The following is a 17,016-nucleotide window of genomic DNA, read 5'->3' as shown; positions in this document are numbered from 1 at the left end:
TGTGCTCTCACTCTAATCTGATGATCGATAAAGGTTGATAATTCTACCTGTTGATAACTAAGATCGCCAGCGATTGATCGAAGATCCAGTGAATAAGATCAAAGTTATTCACAATATTTCCGTCTCAATTATGAAGATCTACATAAACATCCCCATTTTTACCCACATATCCCAGAAAATTAGTGAGTTATCCCAAAATAAAAACTTATTATGGTTATTGTTAATAACATAAGGTTATTTGTTCTGTACTAACATTTACCAGTAACATTCTGCCCTATATTCATTCGGAGTTAGAAAATGAAAAACTGGATTAAACTCGCAGTAGCCACTCTTGTATTGGCAGCTTCAGCAGCTCAAGCAACAACAGATATCAAAGTCGGCATGTCTGGCCGTTACTTCCCATTCACATTTGTTAAGCAAGACCAACTTCAAGGTTTTGAAGTCGATGTATGGAATGAAATTGCTAAACGCAATGATTACAAGGTTGAGTTTGTTACTTCAAACTTCTCTGGTCTATTTGGTCTGCTAGAAACAGGTCGTATCGATACTATTTCTAACCAAATAACTATTACCGACGCACGTAAAGCGAAGTACCTGTTTGCAGACCCATATGTTATTGACGGTGCACAGATCGCGGTTCGTAAAGGTAACAGCAGCATCAAAGGTATTGAAGACCTTGCAGGCAAAACAGTTGCCGTTAACCTAGGTTCAAACTTTGAACAGCTACTACGTGACTACGACAAAGACGGTAAAATCAACATTAAGACGTACGACACTGGTATTGAACATGATGTTGCTCTTGGCCGTGCTGACGCATTCGTAATGGACCGTCTATCAGTGCTAGAGACTATCGAGAAAACAGGTCTACCACTGCAACTTGCAGGTAAGCCTTTCGAAACCATTGAAAATGCTTGGCCATTCCTGAACAACGAAAAAGGTCAGAAGCTACAAGCTGAAGTTAACAAAGCGCTTGCAGCAATCCGTGCAGACGGTACGCTAAGCGCGATCTCTAACAAGTGGTTTGGCACTGATATTACTAATTAATAAGCTAGACTGTACTTTTAAAGAGGTGGGATTGTATGATCCCGCCTTTTGTTGTCTTTAAGGGGAAGTAAATGGGTTTTGACTTTCAATACATGCTGGATCTGATGCCGATACTGCTCAAGTATCTTGGCACCACCATGGAAATGGCGACATGGGGAATGTTTTTCTCTCTGATTCTTTCTGTCATCTTGGCCAATATTCGGGTGTTCAAAGTTCCGGTTCTTGATCAGCTTAGTCAGCTCTACATCAGCTTCTTCCGTGGAACACCACTATTAGTACAGCTGTTCCTTCTTTATTATGGTTTGCCGCAAATATTCCCGATCCTAGTCGGTATTGATGCTTTCAGTGCCGCGGTTATTGGTATCACGTTGCATTTCTCCGCCTACATGGCAGAAAGTATTCGTGCGGCGATTATTGGTATTGACCGCAGCCAAATGGAAGCCAGCCTCTCTGTGGGAATGACCACCAGTCAGGCCATGCGTCGCATTATATTACCGCAAGCAACACGTGTGGCTTTGCCGTCACTGATGAACTACTTCATTGATATGATTAAGTCGACCTCCCTCGCCTTTACTTTGGGTGTTGCGGAAATTATGGCTAAAGCTCAGATGGAAGCATCATCCAGTTTTCGCTTTTTCGAAGCATTCCTAGCAGTAGCATTGATTTACTGGGCTGTGGTTGTGGTTCTGACACGAGTACAGATTTGGGCTGAAAATAAACTCAACAAGGCGTATGTAAGATGATCACATTAACTAACATTCACAAACGCTTTGGCGATAGCGAAGTTCTTAAAGGCATCGATCTCTCTATTAATAAAGGTGAGATCATCGTTATTATCGGCTCAAGCGGCACAGGTAAATCAACTCTGTTGCGTTGTGTTAACTTCCTAGAGCAAGCAGACCAAGGCACGATCACTATTGATAACGTGGCCGTTGATTGCCAATCACACAGCAAATCGGAAGTGTTAGCGCTTAGACGCAAAACGGGGTTTGTATTTCAGAACTACGCCTTGTTCTCTCATATGACAGCAAGACAGAACATCGCTGAAGGTCTGATTACAGTGAAAGGCTGGAAAAAGAGCGATGCTTTAGCTCGTTCTCAACAGATACTTGATGACATTGGACTTGGCGACAAGGGGGACAGTTACCCTTCTGCGCTTTCTGGTGGCCAGCAGCAACGTGTGGGTATTGGCAGAGCAATGGCACAGCAACCTGAACTACTGCTGTTTGATGAGCCAACATCTGCACTGGATCCAGAATGGGTCGGTGAAGTTCTTGCGCTGATGAAAAAACTCGCCACGCAACATCAAACTATGTTAGTGGTTACTCACGAGATGCAGTTTGCCAGAGAAGTCGCGGATAGAGTGATCTTCATGGCTGAAGGCAATATCGTCGAACAAGGTTCTCCACAGGATATATTTGGTAATCCACAGGATCCTCGGTTAAAGAAATTCTTAAATATGGTTGGGATCGAATAAGGATCCTTGAGATTTTACCGAGACTCCGTATAATCGCCCGACCGGAAAAACCGAAGCCTCGATTTCTTAGTAATTTGAGAAACTGAACAGGACTTCGGCAAACCCAATCATTGACACCTTTTGTGACAGTGATTACAATTCCGCCTCTTTGTTGAGAGGCGTCGGATAGTCCTTTCTTTATATAAAGAGAAGACACAAAGCCCACGCCGGGTTTAACAAACCTAAAAACTACTGATCAGTAAGGTATTTACAATGAGCAAACGCACTTTTCAACCTACAGTTCTAAAGCGCAAGCGTACTCACGGTTTCCGTGCTCGCATGGCGACAGCGAACGGTCGTAAAGTAATTAATGCACGTCGTGCAAAAGGCCGTAAGCGCCTTTCAAAATAATCCATAAATTATTTTGAGTACGTACGCATTCAATCGGGAGTTACGCTTGTTAACTCCCGAGCATTATAAAAATGTCTTTCAGCAAGCTCATCGAGCTGGCTCTCCTCATTTCACAATCATTGCCCGCAACAATAATCTTTCTCACCCTCGTTTAGGTTTAGCTGTTCCAAAAAAACAAATTAAAACTGCCGTTGGTCGTAACCGCTTTAAGCGTTTATCTAGAGAAAGTTTTCGTCTACAACAACACAAACTTCCTAATAAAGATTTTGTTGTAATAGCGAAAAATAGCGCGCAGTATTTGAGCAATGAAGAACTATTTACTTTGTTCGAAAAGTTATGGCAACGCCTATCTCGCCCTTCACGTGGATAGCCATTGGTTTAGTAAAACTTTACCAATGGACTATTAGTCCGCTTATCGGCCCTCGCTGCCGGTTTACTCCAACCTGTTCCTCATATGCGATAGAAGCTCTGAGAGTTCACGGTTTTGTAAAAGGGTGTTGGTTATCTGGCAAACGTCTATTAAAATGCCACCCTTTGAATGAAGGCGGGTTTGACCCCGTTCCACCGATCCAAAAACACGACAGAGATAATTAACGATGGATTCTCAACGTAATATCCTGTTAATCGCTTTGGCTCTGGTTTCTTTTTTACTCTTCCAACAATGGCAAGTAGCTAAGAATCCAGCTCCGCAAGCGGTTGAACAGGCTCAATCAGGCAATACAGTACCTGCACCATCATTTGCAGATGAGTTTGACCCAGCACCATCTCAAACTAGTGCTGTTGCAAAAACGATTACCGTTACTTCAGATGTACTAACTCTGTCGATTGACACAGTTGGCGGTGATGTTGTTTCTGCAAAACTTAATCAGTATGCAGAAGAACTAGATTCAGAGACTCCATTCCAACTACTTAAAAATGAGCAAGGACACCAGTTTATTGCTCAAAGTGGCTTGATCGGTCCTCAAGGTATCGACCTAAGCAGCACTACACGTCCAAATTATCATGTTGACGCTGACAGCTACACGCTAGCAGACGGTCAGGACGAACTTCGTGTTCCGATGACTTATTCAGCAAACGGTATTGAGTACACTAAAACCTTCATCATCAAGCGTGACAGCTATGCTATCGATGTTGAATTCAACGTTGTTAACCACTCTGGCAGCAACGCAACTATGGGTATGTACGCGCACCTACGTCAAAATCTACAAGATTCTGGCGGTAGCTTAGCAATGCCAACTTATCGTGGCGGCGCATACTCAAGTGAAGATACTCGTTACAAAAAGTACAGCTTCGACGATATGCAAGATCGTAACCTGTCTATCAACCTACCAAGCGGTACTGGTTGGGCAGCGATGATCCAACACTACTTCGCAACAGCGTGGATTCCACGTAACGAACCAGGCACTAATATCTACTCTCGTATTATCGGTAACTTAGGTGATATCGGTATTCGTATGCCAAACAAAACCTTGGCTGATGGTACTCAAGAAACCTTCACATCTACGCTATGGGTTGGTCCAAAACTGCAAGATGCAATGGCTGCGGTTGCACCAAGCCTAGACCTTGTAGTGGATTACGGTTGGTTATGGTTCATCGCGAAACCTCTACACTCACTGCTTTCTTTCATTCAAGGCATTGTAGTGAACTGGGGTCTAGCAATTATGTGTCTGACCTTCATCGTTCGTGGTGCTATGTACCCACTAACGAAAGCTCAATACACATCTATGGCGAAAATGCGCATGCTGCAACCTAAACTGCAAGCAATGCGTGAGCGTATTGGCGACGACCGTCAACGCATGAGCCAAGAGATGATGGAACTGTACAAGACAGAGAAAGTAAACCCACTTGGTGGCTGTTTACCAATCTTCCTACAGATGCCAATTTTCATCTCGCTATACTGGGCACTAATGGAATCTGTTGAACTACGTCACTCACCATTCTTTGGTTGGATTCATGACTTGTCAGCACAAGACCCATACTACATCTTGCCACTATTAATGGGTGCAAGTATGTTCATGATTCAGAAGATGAGCCCAACGACAGTTACTGATCCAATGCAACAAAAGATCATGACTTTCATGCCGGTGATGTTCACATTCTTCTTCTTGTTCTTCCCTTCAGGTCTGGTTCTTTACTGGTTGGTATCGAACGTCGTGACTCTGATTCAGCAGACTTTGATTTACAAAGCGCTAGAGAAGAAAGGCTTACACTCTAAGTAAGTTAATGATGAATCAGCAAAGGCGGCCAAAAGGTCGCCTTTTTGTTTTTTGCTGATTACAATGACGCTAATTCGAAATGTATTTAGGTAACAACCTTTATGACAACTGATACCATCGTTGCTCAAGCAACAGCCCCTGGACGAGGCGGTGTAGGCATTATCCGTGTCTCTGGTCCAAAGGCGGCTCAGGTTGCTTTAGAAGTAACGGGACGAACGTTAAAACCGCGCTATGCGGAGTACTTGCCTTTCAAAGATGAAAGCGGTCTAGAGCTGGACCAAGGCATTGCGCTTTACTTCCCTAACCCGAACTCATTTACTGGCGAAGACGTATTAGAGCTGCAAGGCCATGGTGGTCCGGTAGTAATGGATATGCTGATTAAGCGTATTTTGAAAATTTCAGGCGTTCGCCCAGCACGACCAGGTGAGTTTTCAGAGCGTGCGTTCCTTAATGACAAAATGGACTTAACCCAAGCGGAAGCCATTGCGGATTTGATCGACGCCAGCTCTGAACAAGCGGCGAAATCAGCACTGCAATCTTTGCAAGGACAGTTTTCACAACGTATCAACACGCTGGTGGAGTCACTTATTTACCTGCGTATCTATGTGGAAGCTGCGATTGACTTTCCAGAAGAAGAAATTGATTTCTTGGCCGATGGTAAAGTCGCCGCTGATCTGCAAGCAATTATTGATAACCTGAATGCTGTACGTAAAGAGGCCAACCAAGGTGCAATTTTACGTGAAGGCATGAAAGTCGTAATCGCTGGCCGACCAAATGCCGGTAAGTCCAGTCTACTGAATGCTTTGTCAGGTAAAGAGTCCGCTATCGTAACGGATATCGCAGGTACCACTCGCGACGTTCTGCGTGAGCATATCCATATAGACGGTATGCCGCTGCACATTATTGATACAGCGGGCCTTCGTGATGCTTCAGATGAAGTAGAAAAAATCGGTATTGAGCGCGCTTGGGACGAAATAAAGCAAGCTGACCGAGTACTGTTCATGGTTGATGGCACCACAACAGATGCCACTAACCCTGAAGATATTTGGCCAGACTTCGTTGATCGTCTACCAGACAACATGGGTATGACGGTTATTCGTAATAAAGTGGATCAAACAGGTGAAACGCTGGGCATTTGCCATGTGAGCACACCAACATTGATCCGTCTTTCAGCGAAGACTGGCGAAGGTGTAGAAGCTCTGAGAACACACTTAAAAGAGTGTATGGGCTTCTCTGGTAACCAAGAAGGTGGCTTTATGGCGCGTCGTCGCCACTTAGAAGCTCTGGAACGTGCCGCAGAGCACCTAGACATAGGTCAGCAACAACTTGAAGGCTACATGGCTGGTGAAATCTTAGCGGAAGAGCTGCGTATTACTCAGCAACACTTAAACGAAATTACCGGTGAATTCAGCTCAGACGATCTATTGGGCCGAATCTTCTCATCTTTCTGTATTGGTAAATAAAGCGGAGCACTATGATCCATATAATTACGGGTAGCACCCTTGGCGGTGCTGAATACGTGGGCGATCATCTCAGTGATTTACTTCAAGAGCAGTCATTGGAAACGACGATCCACAACCAACCTGCATTTGAAGAAATTCCAGCAGACGGTACTTGGCTAATCGTCACCTCGACTCATGGTGCTGGAGATTATCCTGATAACATTCAGCCTTTTATAGCAGCATTGCAAAATACACCACCGAGAACCAGCAACTTAAAATTTGCGGTTGTTGCGATTGGTGATTCAAGCTATGACACCTTTTGTGCCGCAGGCAAGCATGCTCATGCACTGCTTGAGGATATCGGTGCAACTCCGCTATCTGAGTGTTTTACTATCGATATTCAAGAGCATCCAGTTCCTGAAGATGCCGCAGAAGAGTGGCTGAAAAGCATCATCCACCAGCTTAAATAAGCACAAAATTGATAAGAACAGCAGCGGAAACGCTGCTTTTTTTATACTTGAAAGAAAAAAAACTTAAAATTGAACTGTAAACTTATTCAATATTGATGCTATTTCAAACAAATCACTTGTGGATAACTACACCTTTATCCGGTGATCAACCTATAGTTATCCCAATAACAACTTTGATCAGTTTAGGGGGTTGTGCATAAGTGGCAATTTTGATCCCAGCTAATACGCAATAAGATCATGTGTAGATCACAAGTTCTGATCCATTAAAGATCCATGATCTTGTTGATCATTTTCCACTTATCCACAGAGATCGTCGATCCTAATAGTAAGAGTAATAAAAGATCTCTATATAAAGATCTTATATATATTAAGTTATCGGTAGTGAGAGGAAAATATAGAAAAGCGATTTTCTAGACTTAGGAAAGAGGGTAGAATACGTCTCTTTTGTTTAATCTTAATCTCATTGAATACCTGAGGTCGTTCATGCTTTATCACGAAACATTTGACGTCATTGTGGTTGGTGGCGGTCACGCAGGAACGGAAGCCGCTCTCGCAGCCGCACGTACAGGACAAAGTACGTTACTTCTAACGCATAATATTGACACGCTAGGACAGATGTCTTGTAACCCAGCGATCGGTGGCATTGGTAAAGGCCACTTAGTTAAAGAAGTAGATGCTATGGGTGGTTTAATGGCGCAAGCTATTGACCATGCAGGTATTCAGTTCAGAACACTGAATGCTTCTAAAGGTCCAGCAGTTCGTGCAACTCGCGCGCAAGCTGACCGAGCTTTATACAAAGCCTATGTTCGCAGCACACTGGAAAACACACCAAATCTGACGCTTTTCCAACAAGCAGCAGATGATCTTATCGTCGAGAACGATCAAGTTCTGGGTGTGGTGACTCAGATGGGCGTTAAATTCCGCTCCAAAGCGGTTGTGTTGACCGTTGGTACCTTCCTTGGTGGAAAGATCCACATTGGTATGGAAAACTTCTCTGGCGGTCGTGCAGGCGATCCACCATCGATCGCTTTAGCGGATCGATTACGTGAATTGCCATTCCGAGTTGATCGACTGAAAACTGGTACGCCACCACGTATTGACGCAAACAGTGTCGATTTTTCTGTGCTGGAAGCTCAGCATGGTGACAATCCAACGCCTGTTTTCTCATTTATGGGCAAACGTGAGCAACACCCGCGTCAGATTCCTTGTTACATCACTCATACCAATGAGCAGACACATGATGTGATTCGTTCTAATCTCGACCGTAGCCCTATGTATGCTGGTGTGATTGAAGGAATTGGTCCACGTTACTGTCCGTCTATCGAAGACAAAGTGATGCGTTTTGCTGATAAAAACAGCCACCAAATCTTTATTGAACCAGAAGGTTTAAATACAACTGAACTTTATCCAAACGGTATATCCACCAGCTTACCTTTTGATGTGCAAGTTCAAATTGTTCGTTCAATGAAAGGTTTTGAAAACGCACACATCGTTCGTCCTGGTTATGCAATCGAATACGATTTCTTCGATCCTCGTGATTTGAAACAGACTTATGAAACTAAGTTTATTCAAGGTTTGTTCTTCGCAGGACAAATTAACGGTACCACGGGTTACGAAGAAGCTGCCGCACAAGGTCTGATGGCAGGTTTAAACGCAAGTTTGTACAGCCAAGGCAAAGAAGGCTGGAGCCCACGCCGTGATCAAGCCTACATGGGCGTGTTGATCGACGATCTATCGACCATGGGTACGAAAGAACCGTACCGCATGTTCACATCACGTGCTGAATACCGTTTGTTACTTCGTGAAGACAACGCTGATCTTCGTTTAACAGAAAAAGCGCGCGAGCTTGGTTTAGTGTCTGATGAGCGTTGGGCTCGTTTCAACCAGAAAATCGACAATATGGAAAAAGAACGTCAGCGCCTAAAAGAGACTTGGATGAACCCGAACTCGAAAGGCATTGATGCTCTGAACGCACTGCTCAAAACTCCAATGTCGCGTGAAGCGAGTGGTGAAGATTTACTTCGTCGTCCAGAAGTGGATTACGATGCGCTTGTTTCTCTTCCTGAGTTTGGTCCTGCACTTGAAGATGCAGAAGCTGCTGAACAAGTGGAGATTCAGGTTAAGTACGAAGGTTATATCGAGCGTCAAAAAGACGAGATCGAGAAGTCTTTGCGTCACGAAAATACTAAATTGCCAGCGGATCTTGATTACAAGCAAGTTAAAGGTCTATCGAACGAGGTAGTCTTGAAGCTCAACGCAGCTAAACCTGAAACGGTTGGTATTGCGTCACGTATCTCTGGTATTACTCCTGCAGCGATCTCTATCTTGTTGGTTCACCTGAAAAAACAAGGCATGCTGAAGAAAGGAGAGGCAGCTTAATGGATTTACGCGCTAAATTAGATTCGTTAATTGCCAAAACTGACTTAGACGTATCAGATAAGCAACGTGAGCAACTACTAGGTTATGTTGGACTGCTGAATAAGTGGAACAAAGCGTACAATCTTACATCAGTAAGAGACCCTGCAGATATGTTAGTGAAACATATCCTTGATAGCATAGTTGTAAGCCCTTACCTTGATGGTGAGCGCTTTATTGACGTTGGAACAGGGCCAGGTTTACCTGGCATTCCTCTGGCTATCATGAATCCAGAAAAGGAATTTGTCTTACTGGATAGCTTAGGTAAACGTATTCGCTTTATTAAGCAAGTTCTTCATGAGCTTGGTATTGTTAACGTCGTTGCTGTTCAGAGCCGTGTTGAAGAGTTTGATCCGGAAGGCGGATTTGACGCAGTTCTGAGCCGAGCTTTTGCTTCTATGTCCGATATGGTTGAGTGGTGCCAGCACTTACCGCGAGCTAATTCAGGTGTGTTTTTTGCCCTTAAAGGACAATTGCCGCAGGAAGAGATAAGCCTGTTACCTGAATGGTGTTCTGTGACCGATGTCAAAGCTTTGAAAATTCCAGAGTTAGAAGGCGAGCGTCATCTTGTAATCTTATCCCGAAAGGGATAACAGCGAGGCATACCGTGGGTAAAATCGTAGCGATCGCCAACCAGAAAGGTGGCGTAGGAAAAACAACAACTTGTGTTAATTTAGCTGCTTCTATGGCAGCCACTAAACGTAAAGTTCTGGTAATAGATCTTGACCCTCAGGGCAACGCCACAATGGCAAGTGGTGTAGACAAATACCAAGTCGATGCTACGGTTTACGAATTCTTAGTGGAAGACACACCATTTGAAGACGTGGTATGCCGCAACACTGCCGGACATTATGACTTGATCGCTGCCAATGGCGATGTAACTGCTGCAGAAATCAAATTGATGGAAGTTTTCGCTCGCGAAGTCCGTCTAAAGAACGCTTTAGCAGCAGTTCGTGATAACTATGATTTCATCTTTATTGATTGTCCTCCTTCTTTAAACCTCCTTACAATCAACGCGATGGCAGCTGCAGACTCTGTGTTAGTGCCAATGCAATGTGAGTATTTCGCATTAGAAGGTTTAACTGCGTTAATGGATACCATCAGCAAACTTGCTGCGGTAGTGAACGATAAATTGAAAATCGAAGGCTTACTTCGAACCATGTATGATCCTCGTAACCGATTGGCCAATGAAGTTTCCGATCAGTTGAAGAAGCATTTTGGTAACAAAGTCTATCGTACCGTTATTCCTCGTAATGTCCGTCTCGCTGAAGCGCCTAGTCATGGTAAACCAGCCATGTACTACGATAAGTATTCCGCGGGTTCTAAAGCTTATTTAGCTTTGGCTGGAGAAATGCTTCGTCGCGAAGAAGTTATCGCTTAACACAGAATAAAGGAATTCGTTTACATGTCGTCTAAACGTGGTTTAGGAAAAGGACTGGATGCGTTATTGGCAACCAGTTCTCTTGCTCGTGAAAAGCAACAAGTCGCAACACACAGTCAAGAGCTGTCTTCTGACGGTGAGCTGCAGGATATCGCGATTGCGAGCTTGAAACCGGGTATTTACCAGCCCCGTAAAGATATGTCTCCTGAAGCTTTGGAAGAGCTGTCTGCATCCATTCAATCTCAAGGTATTATTCAGCCGATTGTAGTTCGCCCATTAAATACTGGTGGCTACGAAATCATTGCGGGTGAGCGTCGTTGGAGAGCTGCAAGGCAGGCGGGTTTGAAGCAAGTACCGTGCTTGATCAAGCCTGTAGATGATCGTGCGGCGATCGCGATGGCGTTGATCGAAAATATTCAGCGTGAAGATCTTAATGCGATTGAAGAAGCACAAGCTTTAGAGCGTCTGCAAGATGAATTTAAACTGACTCACCAACAAGTCGCAGATGTGATAGGTAAGTCGAGAACAACGGTCAGTAATCTACTTCGTCTTAACCAGTTAGCTGATGCTGTTAAACGTTTAGTTGAAACCAAACAGTTAGAGATGGGGCATGCTCGTGCTCTGTTAATGCTGGAAGGTGAACAACAAGAAGAGATTGCAGAGCGAGTTGCTAAAAAGCAATTAACAGTGCGTCAGACTGAGCAATTAGTGAAAAAATGTCTCTCAGACACAACTGAAGAAAAAAATGTGCCTGAAGACGTAGAAATACAACAAATATCACAAAAACTTAGTGAAAACTTAGGTGCAAAAGTGTCAATTGTCCGTTCCAAAAATGGTAAATCTAAGGTAACGATTAGCCTTGACGAACCCCAGAAACTAGAGCAATTGGTTGCAAAGCTGCAAGCCTAAGTGACATAATCGGCCAGCGTCACATTTTTGAGAAAAAAGAATTTTGTGTGAAAAATGTTGGTTAGCGAACAAAAATGTAACATAAGATTGTATTTACGTTGCATTAGTTTTGCGCCTTCGTATAATTTTCGCGAATTTCTCAACATTACGTTTTTGAGTGTTGGGAATGTAACTAGAGGTACGAATACATGGTAGCTGCGTTGGCTAGGCCAGGACGAGAGCTTGCAAAGCAATTGTTAATGATCCAGTCTGGCGCGGTTATGGTTGTGGCAGCAGGGATGACTATTGCTGTAAATGCTGATTGGGGATTTTCAGCGCTGGTTGGGGGAGGCATCTGTGTCTTTGCCAATGCAGTTTTTGCGCTGTGTGCTTTTATGTTTAGTGGAGCTCGCGCTGCAAAGCGTATAGCGGTCTCTTTTTACACTGGTGAAGCACTTAAAATTCTTATTACAGTCGTTTTATTCTCTGTTGCTTACATGTATATGCAGGTGGAACTTGTTCCCCTGAAACTAACCTATTTGCTGGCTCTAGGTATTAATATCTGTGCGCCAGTGCTATTCATTAACAACAAAAAATAGGATGAGTTATGGCTGCGCCAGGTGAAGCGCTAACATCGTCCGGATACATTGAACACCACCTAACCAACCTGTCTTTATACAAGCTGGGTTTAGTTGGGTCGGAAACAAGTTTCTGGAACGTACATATCGATAGCCTGTTTTTTTCTTTGTTTACTGGACTGATTTTCCTTTGGGTTTTCCGTTCTGTAGCGAAGAAGGCAACAGCGGGTGTACCAGGCAAGCTACAGTGTTTTGTTGAAATAGTGGTTGAATTTGTCGATACCAACGTCAAAGACACCTTCCATGGACGCAATCCACTAATAGCACCGCTGGCACTGACTATCTTTTGTTGGGTATTGCTAATGAACATCATGGACTTAGTGCCAATTGATTTCTTGCCGTATCCAGCAGAGCATTGGCTAGGTATCCCTTACTTGAAAGTGGTTCCTTCTGCTGATGTGAACATCACCATGGCTATGGCACTAGGTGTATTTGCTCTGATGATTTATTACAGCATCAAAGTGAAAGGCCTAGGCGGTTTTGCGAAAGAATTAGCATTACATCCATTTAACCACTGGACCATGATTCCGTTTAACCTACTAATTGAAGTGGTATCGCTACTAGCTAAACCTCTTTCACTTGGTATGCGTCTATTCGGTAACATGTTCGCAGGTGAGGTTGTATTTATTCTTATCGCAGCGATGCTACCATGGTATTTACAATGGATGGGTTCACTACCGTGGGCTATTTTCCATATTCTTGTAATTCTGATTCAGTCCTTTGTGTTTATGATGTTGACTATCGTTTATCTGTCAATGGCACACGAAGACAGTGATCATTAATATATAGCTTTTATTTGGGCACAATTAGCCAACAACTATAATTGGAGATAGTAATGGAAACTTTACTGAGCTTTTCTGCAATCGCCGTAGGTATCATCGTCGGTCTTGCTTCTCTTGGTACAGCGATTGGTTTCGCACTTCTAGGTGGTAAATTCCTTGAAGGTGCAGCTCGTCAACCAGAAATGGCTCCTATGCTACAAGTTAAGATGTTCATCATCGCGGGTCTACTGGATGCGGTACCAATGATCGGTATCGTTATCGCACTTCTATTTACATTCGCGAACCCATTTGTTGGTCAATTAGGTTAATCACGTTTTGCCAGAGGCAAGCTTTTTTAGGTTTGCCATTGATTAATACTAAGTCCATATAGAGGGGTAGCTGTTGTGAATATGAACGCAACTCTGCTAGGTCAAGCTCTGTCTTTCGCACTATTTGTGTGGTTCTGCATGAAGTATGTATGGCCGCCAATCATGCAAGCGATTGAAGAACGTCAGAAGAAAATTGCTGATGGTTTGCAAGCCGCTGAGCGTGCAAAAAAAGACTTAGATCTAGCACAAGCCAACGCTTCCGATTCTTTGAAAGAAGCGAAGCGCACAGCAACAGAGGTCATCGAGCAAGCGAACAAACGCAAAGCTCAAATTCTAGATGAAGCACGTGAGGAAGCTCAGGCAGAGCGCCAGAAAATCCTTGCTCAAGCAGAATCTGAAGTTGAAGCTGAACGTAATCGTGCCCGAGATGAGCTGCGCAAACAAGTTGCAACTCTGGCAATTGCTGGTGCTGAGAAGATTCTTGAGCGTTCTATCGATAAAGATGCGCATAAAGATATTCTCGACAACATTACTGCAAAACTTTAAGTCTGGGGGCGCGAATGTCTAATTTGACTACTATTGCTCGCCCCTACGCTAAAGCAGCTTTTGACTTTGCGGTAGAAAAGCAACAACTAACTCAGTGGAGTGAGATGTTAGCTTTCGCTGCCGAAGTTACAAATAACGAGCAAATACATGAACTGTTAACCAGTTCTGCTTCTGCTGAGAAACTTGCAGAAATTTTTATCGCAATTTGTGGCGAACAGTTTGATGAATTTGGCCAAAACCTAATTAAGGTGATGGCTGAGAATGGCCGTTTAAGAGCTATTCCTGATGTTTTTGAGCAATTCGTTGCTCTTAAGAAAGAGTATGAGAAGAATATCGATGTTGAAGTGATTTCAGCAACCGAACTTTCTGAACAACAACTTTCAGATATCAGTAGCAAACTGGAGCAGCGTCTAGAACGTAAAGTTCAGCTGAATTGCAGTGTAGATGAGACCTTACTTGGTGGGGTCGTAATTCGAGCCGGAGATCTTGTCATCGATAACTCAGCGCGTGGTCGTTTGAACCGCCTGAGCGATGCCTTGCAATCTTGATGGGGATTGGAGCATGCAACTTAATTCCACGGAAATTAGCGATCTAATTAAACAACGTATTGAATCTTTCAACGTTGTTAGTGAAGCTCGCAATGAAGGTACTATCGTATCGGTAAGCGATGGTATTATCCGTATTCATGGCCTTGCGGACGTGATGCAGGGTGAAATGATTGAATTACCGGGTGGCCGTTATGCACTAGCACTTAACCTTGAGCGTGACTCAGTAGGTGCGGTTGTAATGGGACCTTATGCTGACCTTAAGGAAGGCATGAAAGTTACAGGTACTGGTCGTATTCTTGAAGTACCAGTTGGTCCAGAACTTCTAGGTCGCGTAGTGAACACACTAGGTGAGCCTATTGATGGTAAAGGTCCTATCGAAGCAAAACTAACTTCGCCTGTAGAAGTGATTGCACCGGGTGTAATTGACCGTAAATCGGTAGATCAACCTGTACAAACTGGTTATAAGTCAGTTGACGCAATGATCCCAATCGGTCGTGGTCAGCGTGAACTTATCATCGGTGACCGTCAGACTGGTAAAACAGCAATGGCGATCGATGCAATCATTAACCAGAAAAACTCTGGTATTTTCTCAATCTACGTAGCAATCGGTCAGAAAGCATCGACTATCGCTAACGTAGTACGCAAACTAGAAGAGCATGGCGCACTAGCGAACACTATTGTTGTTGTAGCATCTGCTTCTGAATCTGCAGCGCTACAATACCTAGCGCCTTACGCAGGTTGTGCGATGGGTGAATACTTCCGTGATCGCGGTGAAGATGCACTAATTGTTTATGATGATCTATCTAAACAAGCAGTTGCTTACCGTCAGATCTCTCTACTACTAAAACGCCCACCAGGCCGTGAAGCTTTCCCAGGTGACGTATTCTACCTCCACTCTCGTCTACTTGAGCGTGCTGCTCGTGTAAACGAAGAGTATGTAGAACGTTTCACTAATGGTGAAGTGAAAGGTAAGACAGGTTCTTTAACTGCACTACCTATCATCGAAACACAAGCTGGTGACGTTTCAGCATTCGTACCGACAAACGTAATCTCGATTACCGACGGTCAGATCTTCCTACAAACTGAGCTATTCAATGCGGGTGTTCGCCCAGCTGTTGACCCAGGTATCTCAGTATCTCGTGTAGGTGGTTCTGCGCAGACGAAAATCATCAAGAAACTATCAGGTGGTATCCGTACAGCACTAGCTGCATACCGCGAACTAGCGGCTTTCGCTCAGTTCTCTTCTGATCTTGATGACGCGACTAAGCGTCAGTTAGACCACGGTCAAAAAGTTACTGAGCTAATGAAGCAGAAACAATATGCTCCAATGTCAGTATTTGACCAAGCACTAACTATTTATGCTGCAGAGCGTGGTTACCTAAATGATGTAGAACTGTCAAAAGTTCTAGATTTTGAGGCGGCTCTACTATCGTATGCTCGCGCTCAGTACGCAGATTTTGCAGCTGAGATCGACAAGACGGGTGCTTACAACGATGAGATCGAAGCTCAGTTGAAGAAACTGACTGACGATTTTAAAGCAACCCAAACTTGGTAATAAGTCGGTGGCAGATTCTGCCACCAACTAATGGAGAGTAACGATGGCCGGCGCAAAAGAGATACGTAATAAAATCGGTAGTGTTAAAAGCACTCAGAAAATTACGAAAGCGATGGAAATGGTAGCAGCTTCAAAAATGCGTCGCTCTCAAGACGCAATGGAAGCTTCTCGTCCATACGCTGAAACAATGCGTAAAGTGATCGGTCATGTGGCTAACGCAAACCTAGAGTACCGTCATCCGTACCTAGCAGAGCGTGAAGCTAAACGTGTTGGTTATATCATCGTTTCTACAGATCGTGGCTTGTGTGGCGGCTTGAACATTAACGTGTTCAAAAAAGCTGTAACTGATATGCAAGCTTGGAAAGCAAAAGGTGCTGATATTGAGCTAGCGGTAATTGGCTCAAAAGCAACGGCTTTCTTTAACAACAGTGGCGCAAAAGTCGTCGCTCAGGTTTCTGGTCTAGGTGATGCACCTAGCTTGGAAGACCTGATCGGTTCTGTTGGCGTAATGTTGAAAAAATACGATGAAGGTGAATTGGACCGCTTATATGTCGTTTACAACGAGTTTGTAAACACTATGGTTCAGCAACCAACGATCGATCAATTGCTACCTTTGCCTAAATCGGAAAGCGAAGAGATGCAGCGTCCGCATTCATGGGACTACATCTATGAGCCTGAACCAAAGCCTCTACTGGATACGCTTCTTGTGCGTTACGTAGAATCTCAGGTTTATCAAGGTGTAGTTGAGAACCTTGCTTGTGAGCAAGCGGCTCGAATGATCGCGATGAAGGCTGCAACTGATAACGCAACCAACTTGATTGAAGATTTAGAACTTGTGTACAACAAAGCCCGTCAGGCTGCGATTACACAAGAACTATCAGAAATCGTTTCTGGTGCGGCAGCGGTTTAAGCTTAG

The 17,016-nt window shown here is 44.0% G+C and carries 20 protein-coding genes; all 20 read left to right on the top strand.

The features are described from left to right. The first annotated feature begins 297 nt into the window (after positions 1–297). The 20 genes from AAGA51_RS15380 to atpG all read left to right on the top strand — a co-directional run bounded on the left by AAGA51_RS15380 (position 298) and on the right by atpG (position 17,010). Positions 298–1,044 carry an amino acid ABC transporter substrate-binding protein gene (locus AAGA51_RS15380; protein WP_042489515.1) on the top strand — a complete coding sequence of 249 codons (747 nt, stop codon included), beginning with the start codon at positions 298–300 and terminating at the stop codon, positions 1,042–1,044. Between the two features lie 71 nt (positions 1,045–1,115). Continuing rightward, a complete protein-coding gene (locus tag AAGA51_RS15375) occupies positions 1,116–1,787 on the top strand; it encodes an amino acid ABC transporter permease (RefSeq protein WP_042489518.1) in 672 nt (223 codons plus the stop codon). Then, positions 1,784–2,521, top strand: coding sequence for an amino acid ABC transporter ATP-binding protein (locus AAGA51_RS15370; RefSeq protein WP_042489521.1), 738 nt, complete (start codon positions 1,784–1,786; stop codon positions 2,519–2,521). The genes AAGA51_RS15375 and AAGA51_RS15370 overlap by 4 nt, the downstream gene beginning before the upstream one ends. A 252-nt stretch (positions 2,522–2,773) precedes the next feature. After that, complete coding sequence (rpmH, locus tag AAGA51_RS15365; protein ID WP_004728723.1) at positions 2,774–2,911, top strand: 50S ribosomal protein L34; 138 nt, start codon at positions 2,774–2,776, stop codon at positions 2,909–2,911. A gap of 46 nt (positions 2,912–2,957) precedes the next feature. Next, on the top strand, positions 2,958–3,281 hold the full coding sequence (gene rnpA / locus AAGA51_RS15360) for a ribonuclease P protein component (RefSeq protein ID WP_237292831.1): 324 nt from the start codon (positions 2,958–2,960) through the stop codon (positions 3,279–3,281). Continuing rightward, positions 3,248–3,505 (top strand): membrane protein insertion efficiency factor YidD, encoded by a 258-nt coding sequence (gene yidD, locus AAGA51_RS15355; protein WP_081878773.1) that lies wholly within the window; start codon positions 3,248–3,250, stop codon positions 3,503–3,505. Before rnpA ends, yidD begins: the two co-directional genes overlap by 34 nt. A 2-nt stretch (positions 3,506–3,507) precedes the next feature. After that, positions 3,508–5,130, top strand: a complete 1,623-nt coding sequence (yidC, locus tag AAGA51_RS15350; protein ID WP_042489526.1) for a membrane protein insertase YidC — start codon at positions 3,508–3,510, stop codon at positions 5,128–5,130. Between the two features lie 98 nt (positions 5,131–5,228). Beyond that, a complete protein-coding gene (mnmE, locus tag AAGA51_RS15345; protein ID WP_042489528.1) occupies positions 5,229–6,590 on the top strand; it encodes a tRNA uridine-5-carboxymethylaminomethyl(34) synthesis GTPase MnmE in 1,362 nt (453 codons plus the stop codon). Between the two features lie 11 nt (positions 6,591–6,601). After that, positions 6,602–7,039 carry an FMN-binding protein MioC gene (mioC, locus tag AAGA51_RS15340; RefSeq protein WP_042489530.1) on the top strand — a complete coding sequence of 146 codons (438 nt, stop codon included), beginning with the start codon at positions 6,602–6,604 and terminating at the stop codon, positions 7,037–7,039. Between the two features lie 483 nt (positions 7,040–7,522). Beyond that, positions 7,523–9,418 (top strand): tRNA uridine-5-carboxymethylaminomethyl(34) synthesis enzyme MnmG, encoded by a 1,896-nt coding sequence (mnmG, locus tag AAGA51_RS15335; protein ID WP_042489532.1) that lies wholly within the window; start codon positions 7,523–7,525, stop codon positions 9,416–9,418. Further along, positions 9,418–10,047, top strand: a complete 630-nt coding sequence (rsmG, locus tag AAGA51_RS15330; RefSeq protein WP_042489534.1) for a 16S rRNA (guanine(527)-N(7))-methyltransferase RsmG — start codon at positions 9,418–9,420, stop codon at positions 10,045–10,047. Before mnmG ends, rsmG begins: the two co-directional genes overlap by 1 nt. A gap of 14 nt (positions 10,048–10,061) precedes the next feature. Then, positions 10,062–10,835 carry a ParA family protein gene (locus AAGA51_RS15325; RefSeq protein WP_042489536.1) on the top strand — a complete coding sequence of 258 codons (774 nt, stop codon included), beginning with the start codon at positions 10,062–10,064 and terminating at the stop codon, positions 10,833–10,835. A gap of 24 nt (positions 10,836–10,859) precedes the next feature. Next, positions 10,860–11,744: a ParB/RepB/Spo0J family partition protein gene (locus AAGA51_RS15320; RefSeq protein ID WP_042489539.1), complete on the top strand. Its 885-nt coding sequence runs from the start codon at positions 10,860–10,862 to the stop codon at positions 11,742–11,744. Positions 11,745–11,932: 188 nt separating this feature from the next. Beyond that, a complete protein-coding gene (locus AAGA51_RS15315) occupies positions 11,933–12,322 on the top strand; it encodes a F0F1 ATP synthase subunit I (protein ID WP_042489541.1) in 390 nt (129 codons plus the stop codon). Between the two features lie 8 nt (positions 12,323–12,330). After that, positions 12,331–13,143 carry a F0F1 ATP synthase subunit A gene (gene atpB, locus AAGA51_RS15310; RefSeq protein WP_042489544.1) on the top strand — a complete coding sequence of 271 codons (813 nt, stop codon included), beginning with the start codon at positions 12,331–12,333 and terminating at the stop codon, positions 13,141–13,143. 53 nt (positions 13,144–13,196) lie between these two features. Next, positions 13,197–13,451, top strand: a complete 255-nt coding sequence (gene atpE, locus AAGA51_RS15305; RefSeq protein WP_002540812.1) for a F0F1 ATP synthase subunit C — start codon at positions 13,197–13,199, stop codon at positions 13,449–13,451. 75 nt (positions 13,452–13,526) lie between these two features. Continuing rightward, the gene (gene atpF / locus AAGA51_RS15300; RefSeq protein ID WP_042489550.1) at positions 13,527–13,997 is read left to right on the top strand and encodes a F0F1 ATP synthase subunit B; all 471 of its coding nucleotides are present in this window, start codon (positions 13,527–13,529) and stop codon (positions 13,995–13,997) included. Between the two features lie 14 nt (positions 13,998–14,011). After that, entirely contained in the window at positions 14,012–14,545 is a 534-nt protein-coding gene (gene atpH, locus AAGA51_RS15295; RefSeq protein WP_042489553.1) for a F0F1 ATP synthase subunit delta, read from the top strand. 13 nt (positions 14,546–14,558) lie between these two features. Continuing rightward, entirely contained in the window at positions 14,559–16,100 is a 1,542-nt protein-coding gene (atpA, locus tag AAGA51_RS15290) for a F0F1 ATP synthase subunit alpha (RefSeq protein ID WP_042489555.1), read from the top strand. Positions 16,101–16,143: 43 nt separating this feature from the next. Next, positions 16,144–17,010, top strand: coding sequence for a F0F1 ATP synthase subunit gamma (gene atpG, locus AAGA51_RS15285; protein ID WP_042489558.1), 867 nt, complete (start codon positions 16,144–16,146; stop codon positions 17,008–17,010). Positions 17,011–17,016: the final 6 nt, after the last annotated feature.

This window comes from Vibrio diazotrophicus (assembly GCF_038452265.1).
GTDB lineage: Bacteria > Pseudomonadota > Gammaproteobacteria > Enterobacterales > Vibrionaceae > Vibrio > Vibrio diazotrophicus.
Note: the sequence above shows the minus strand (reverse complement) of the source record. Positions and strands in the feature narration are given on the sequence as shown.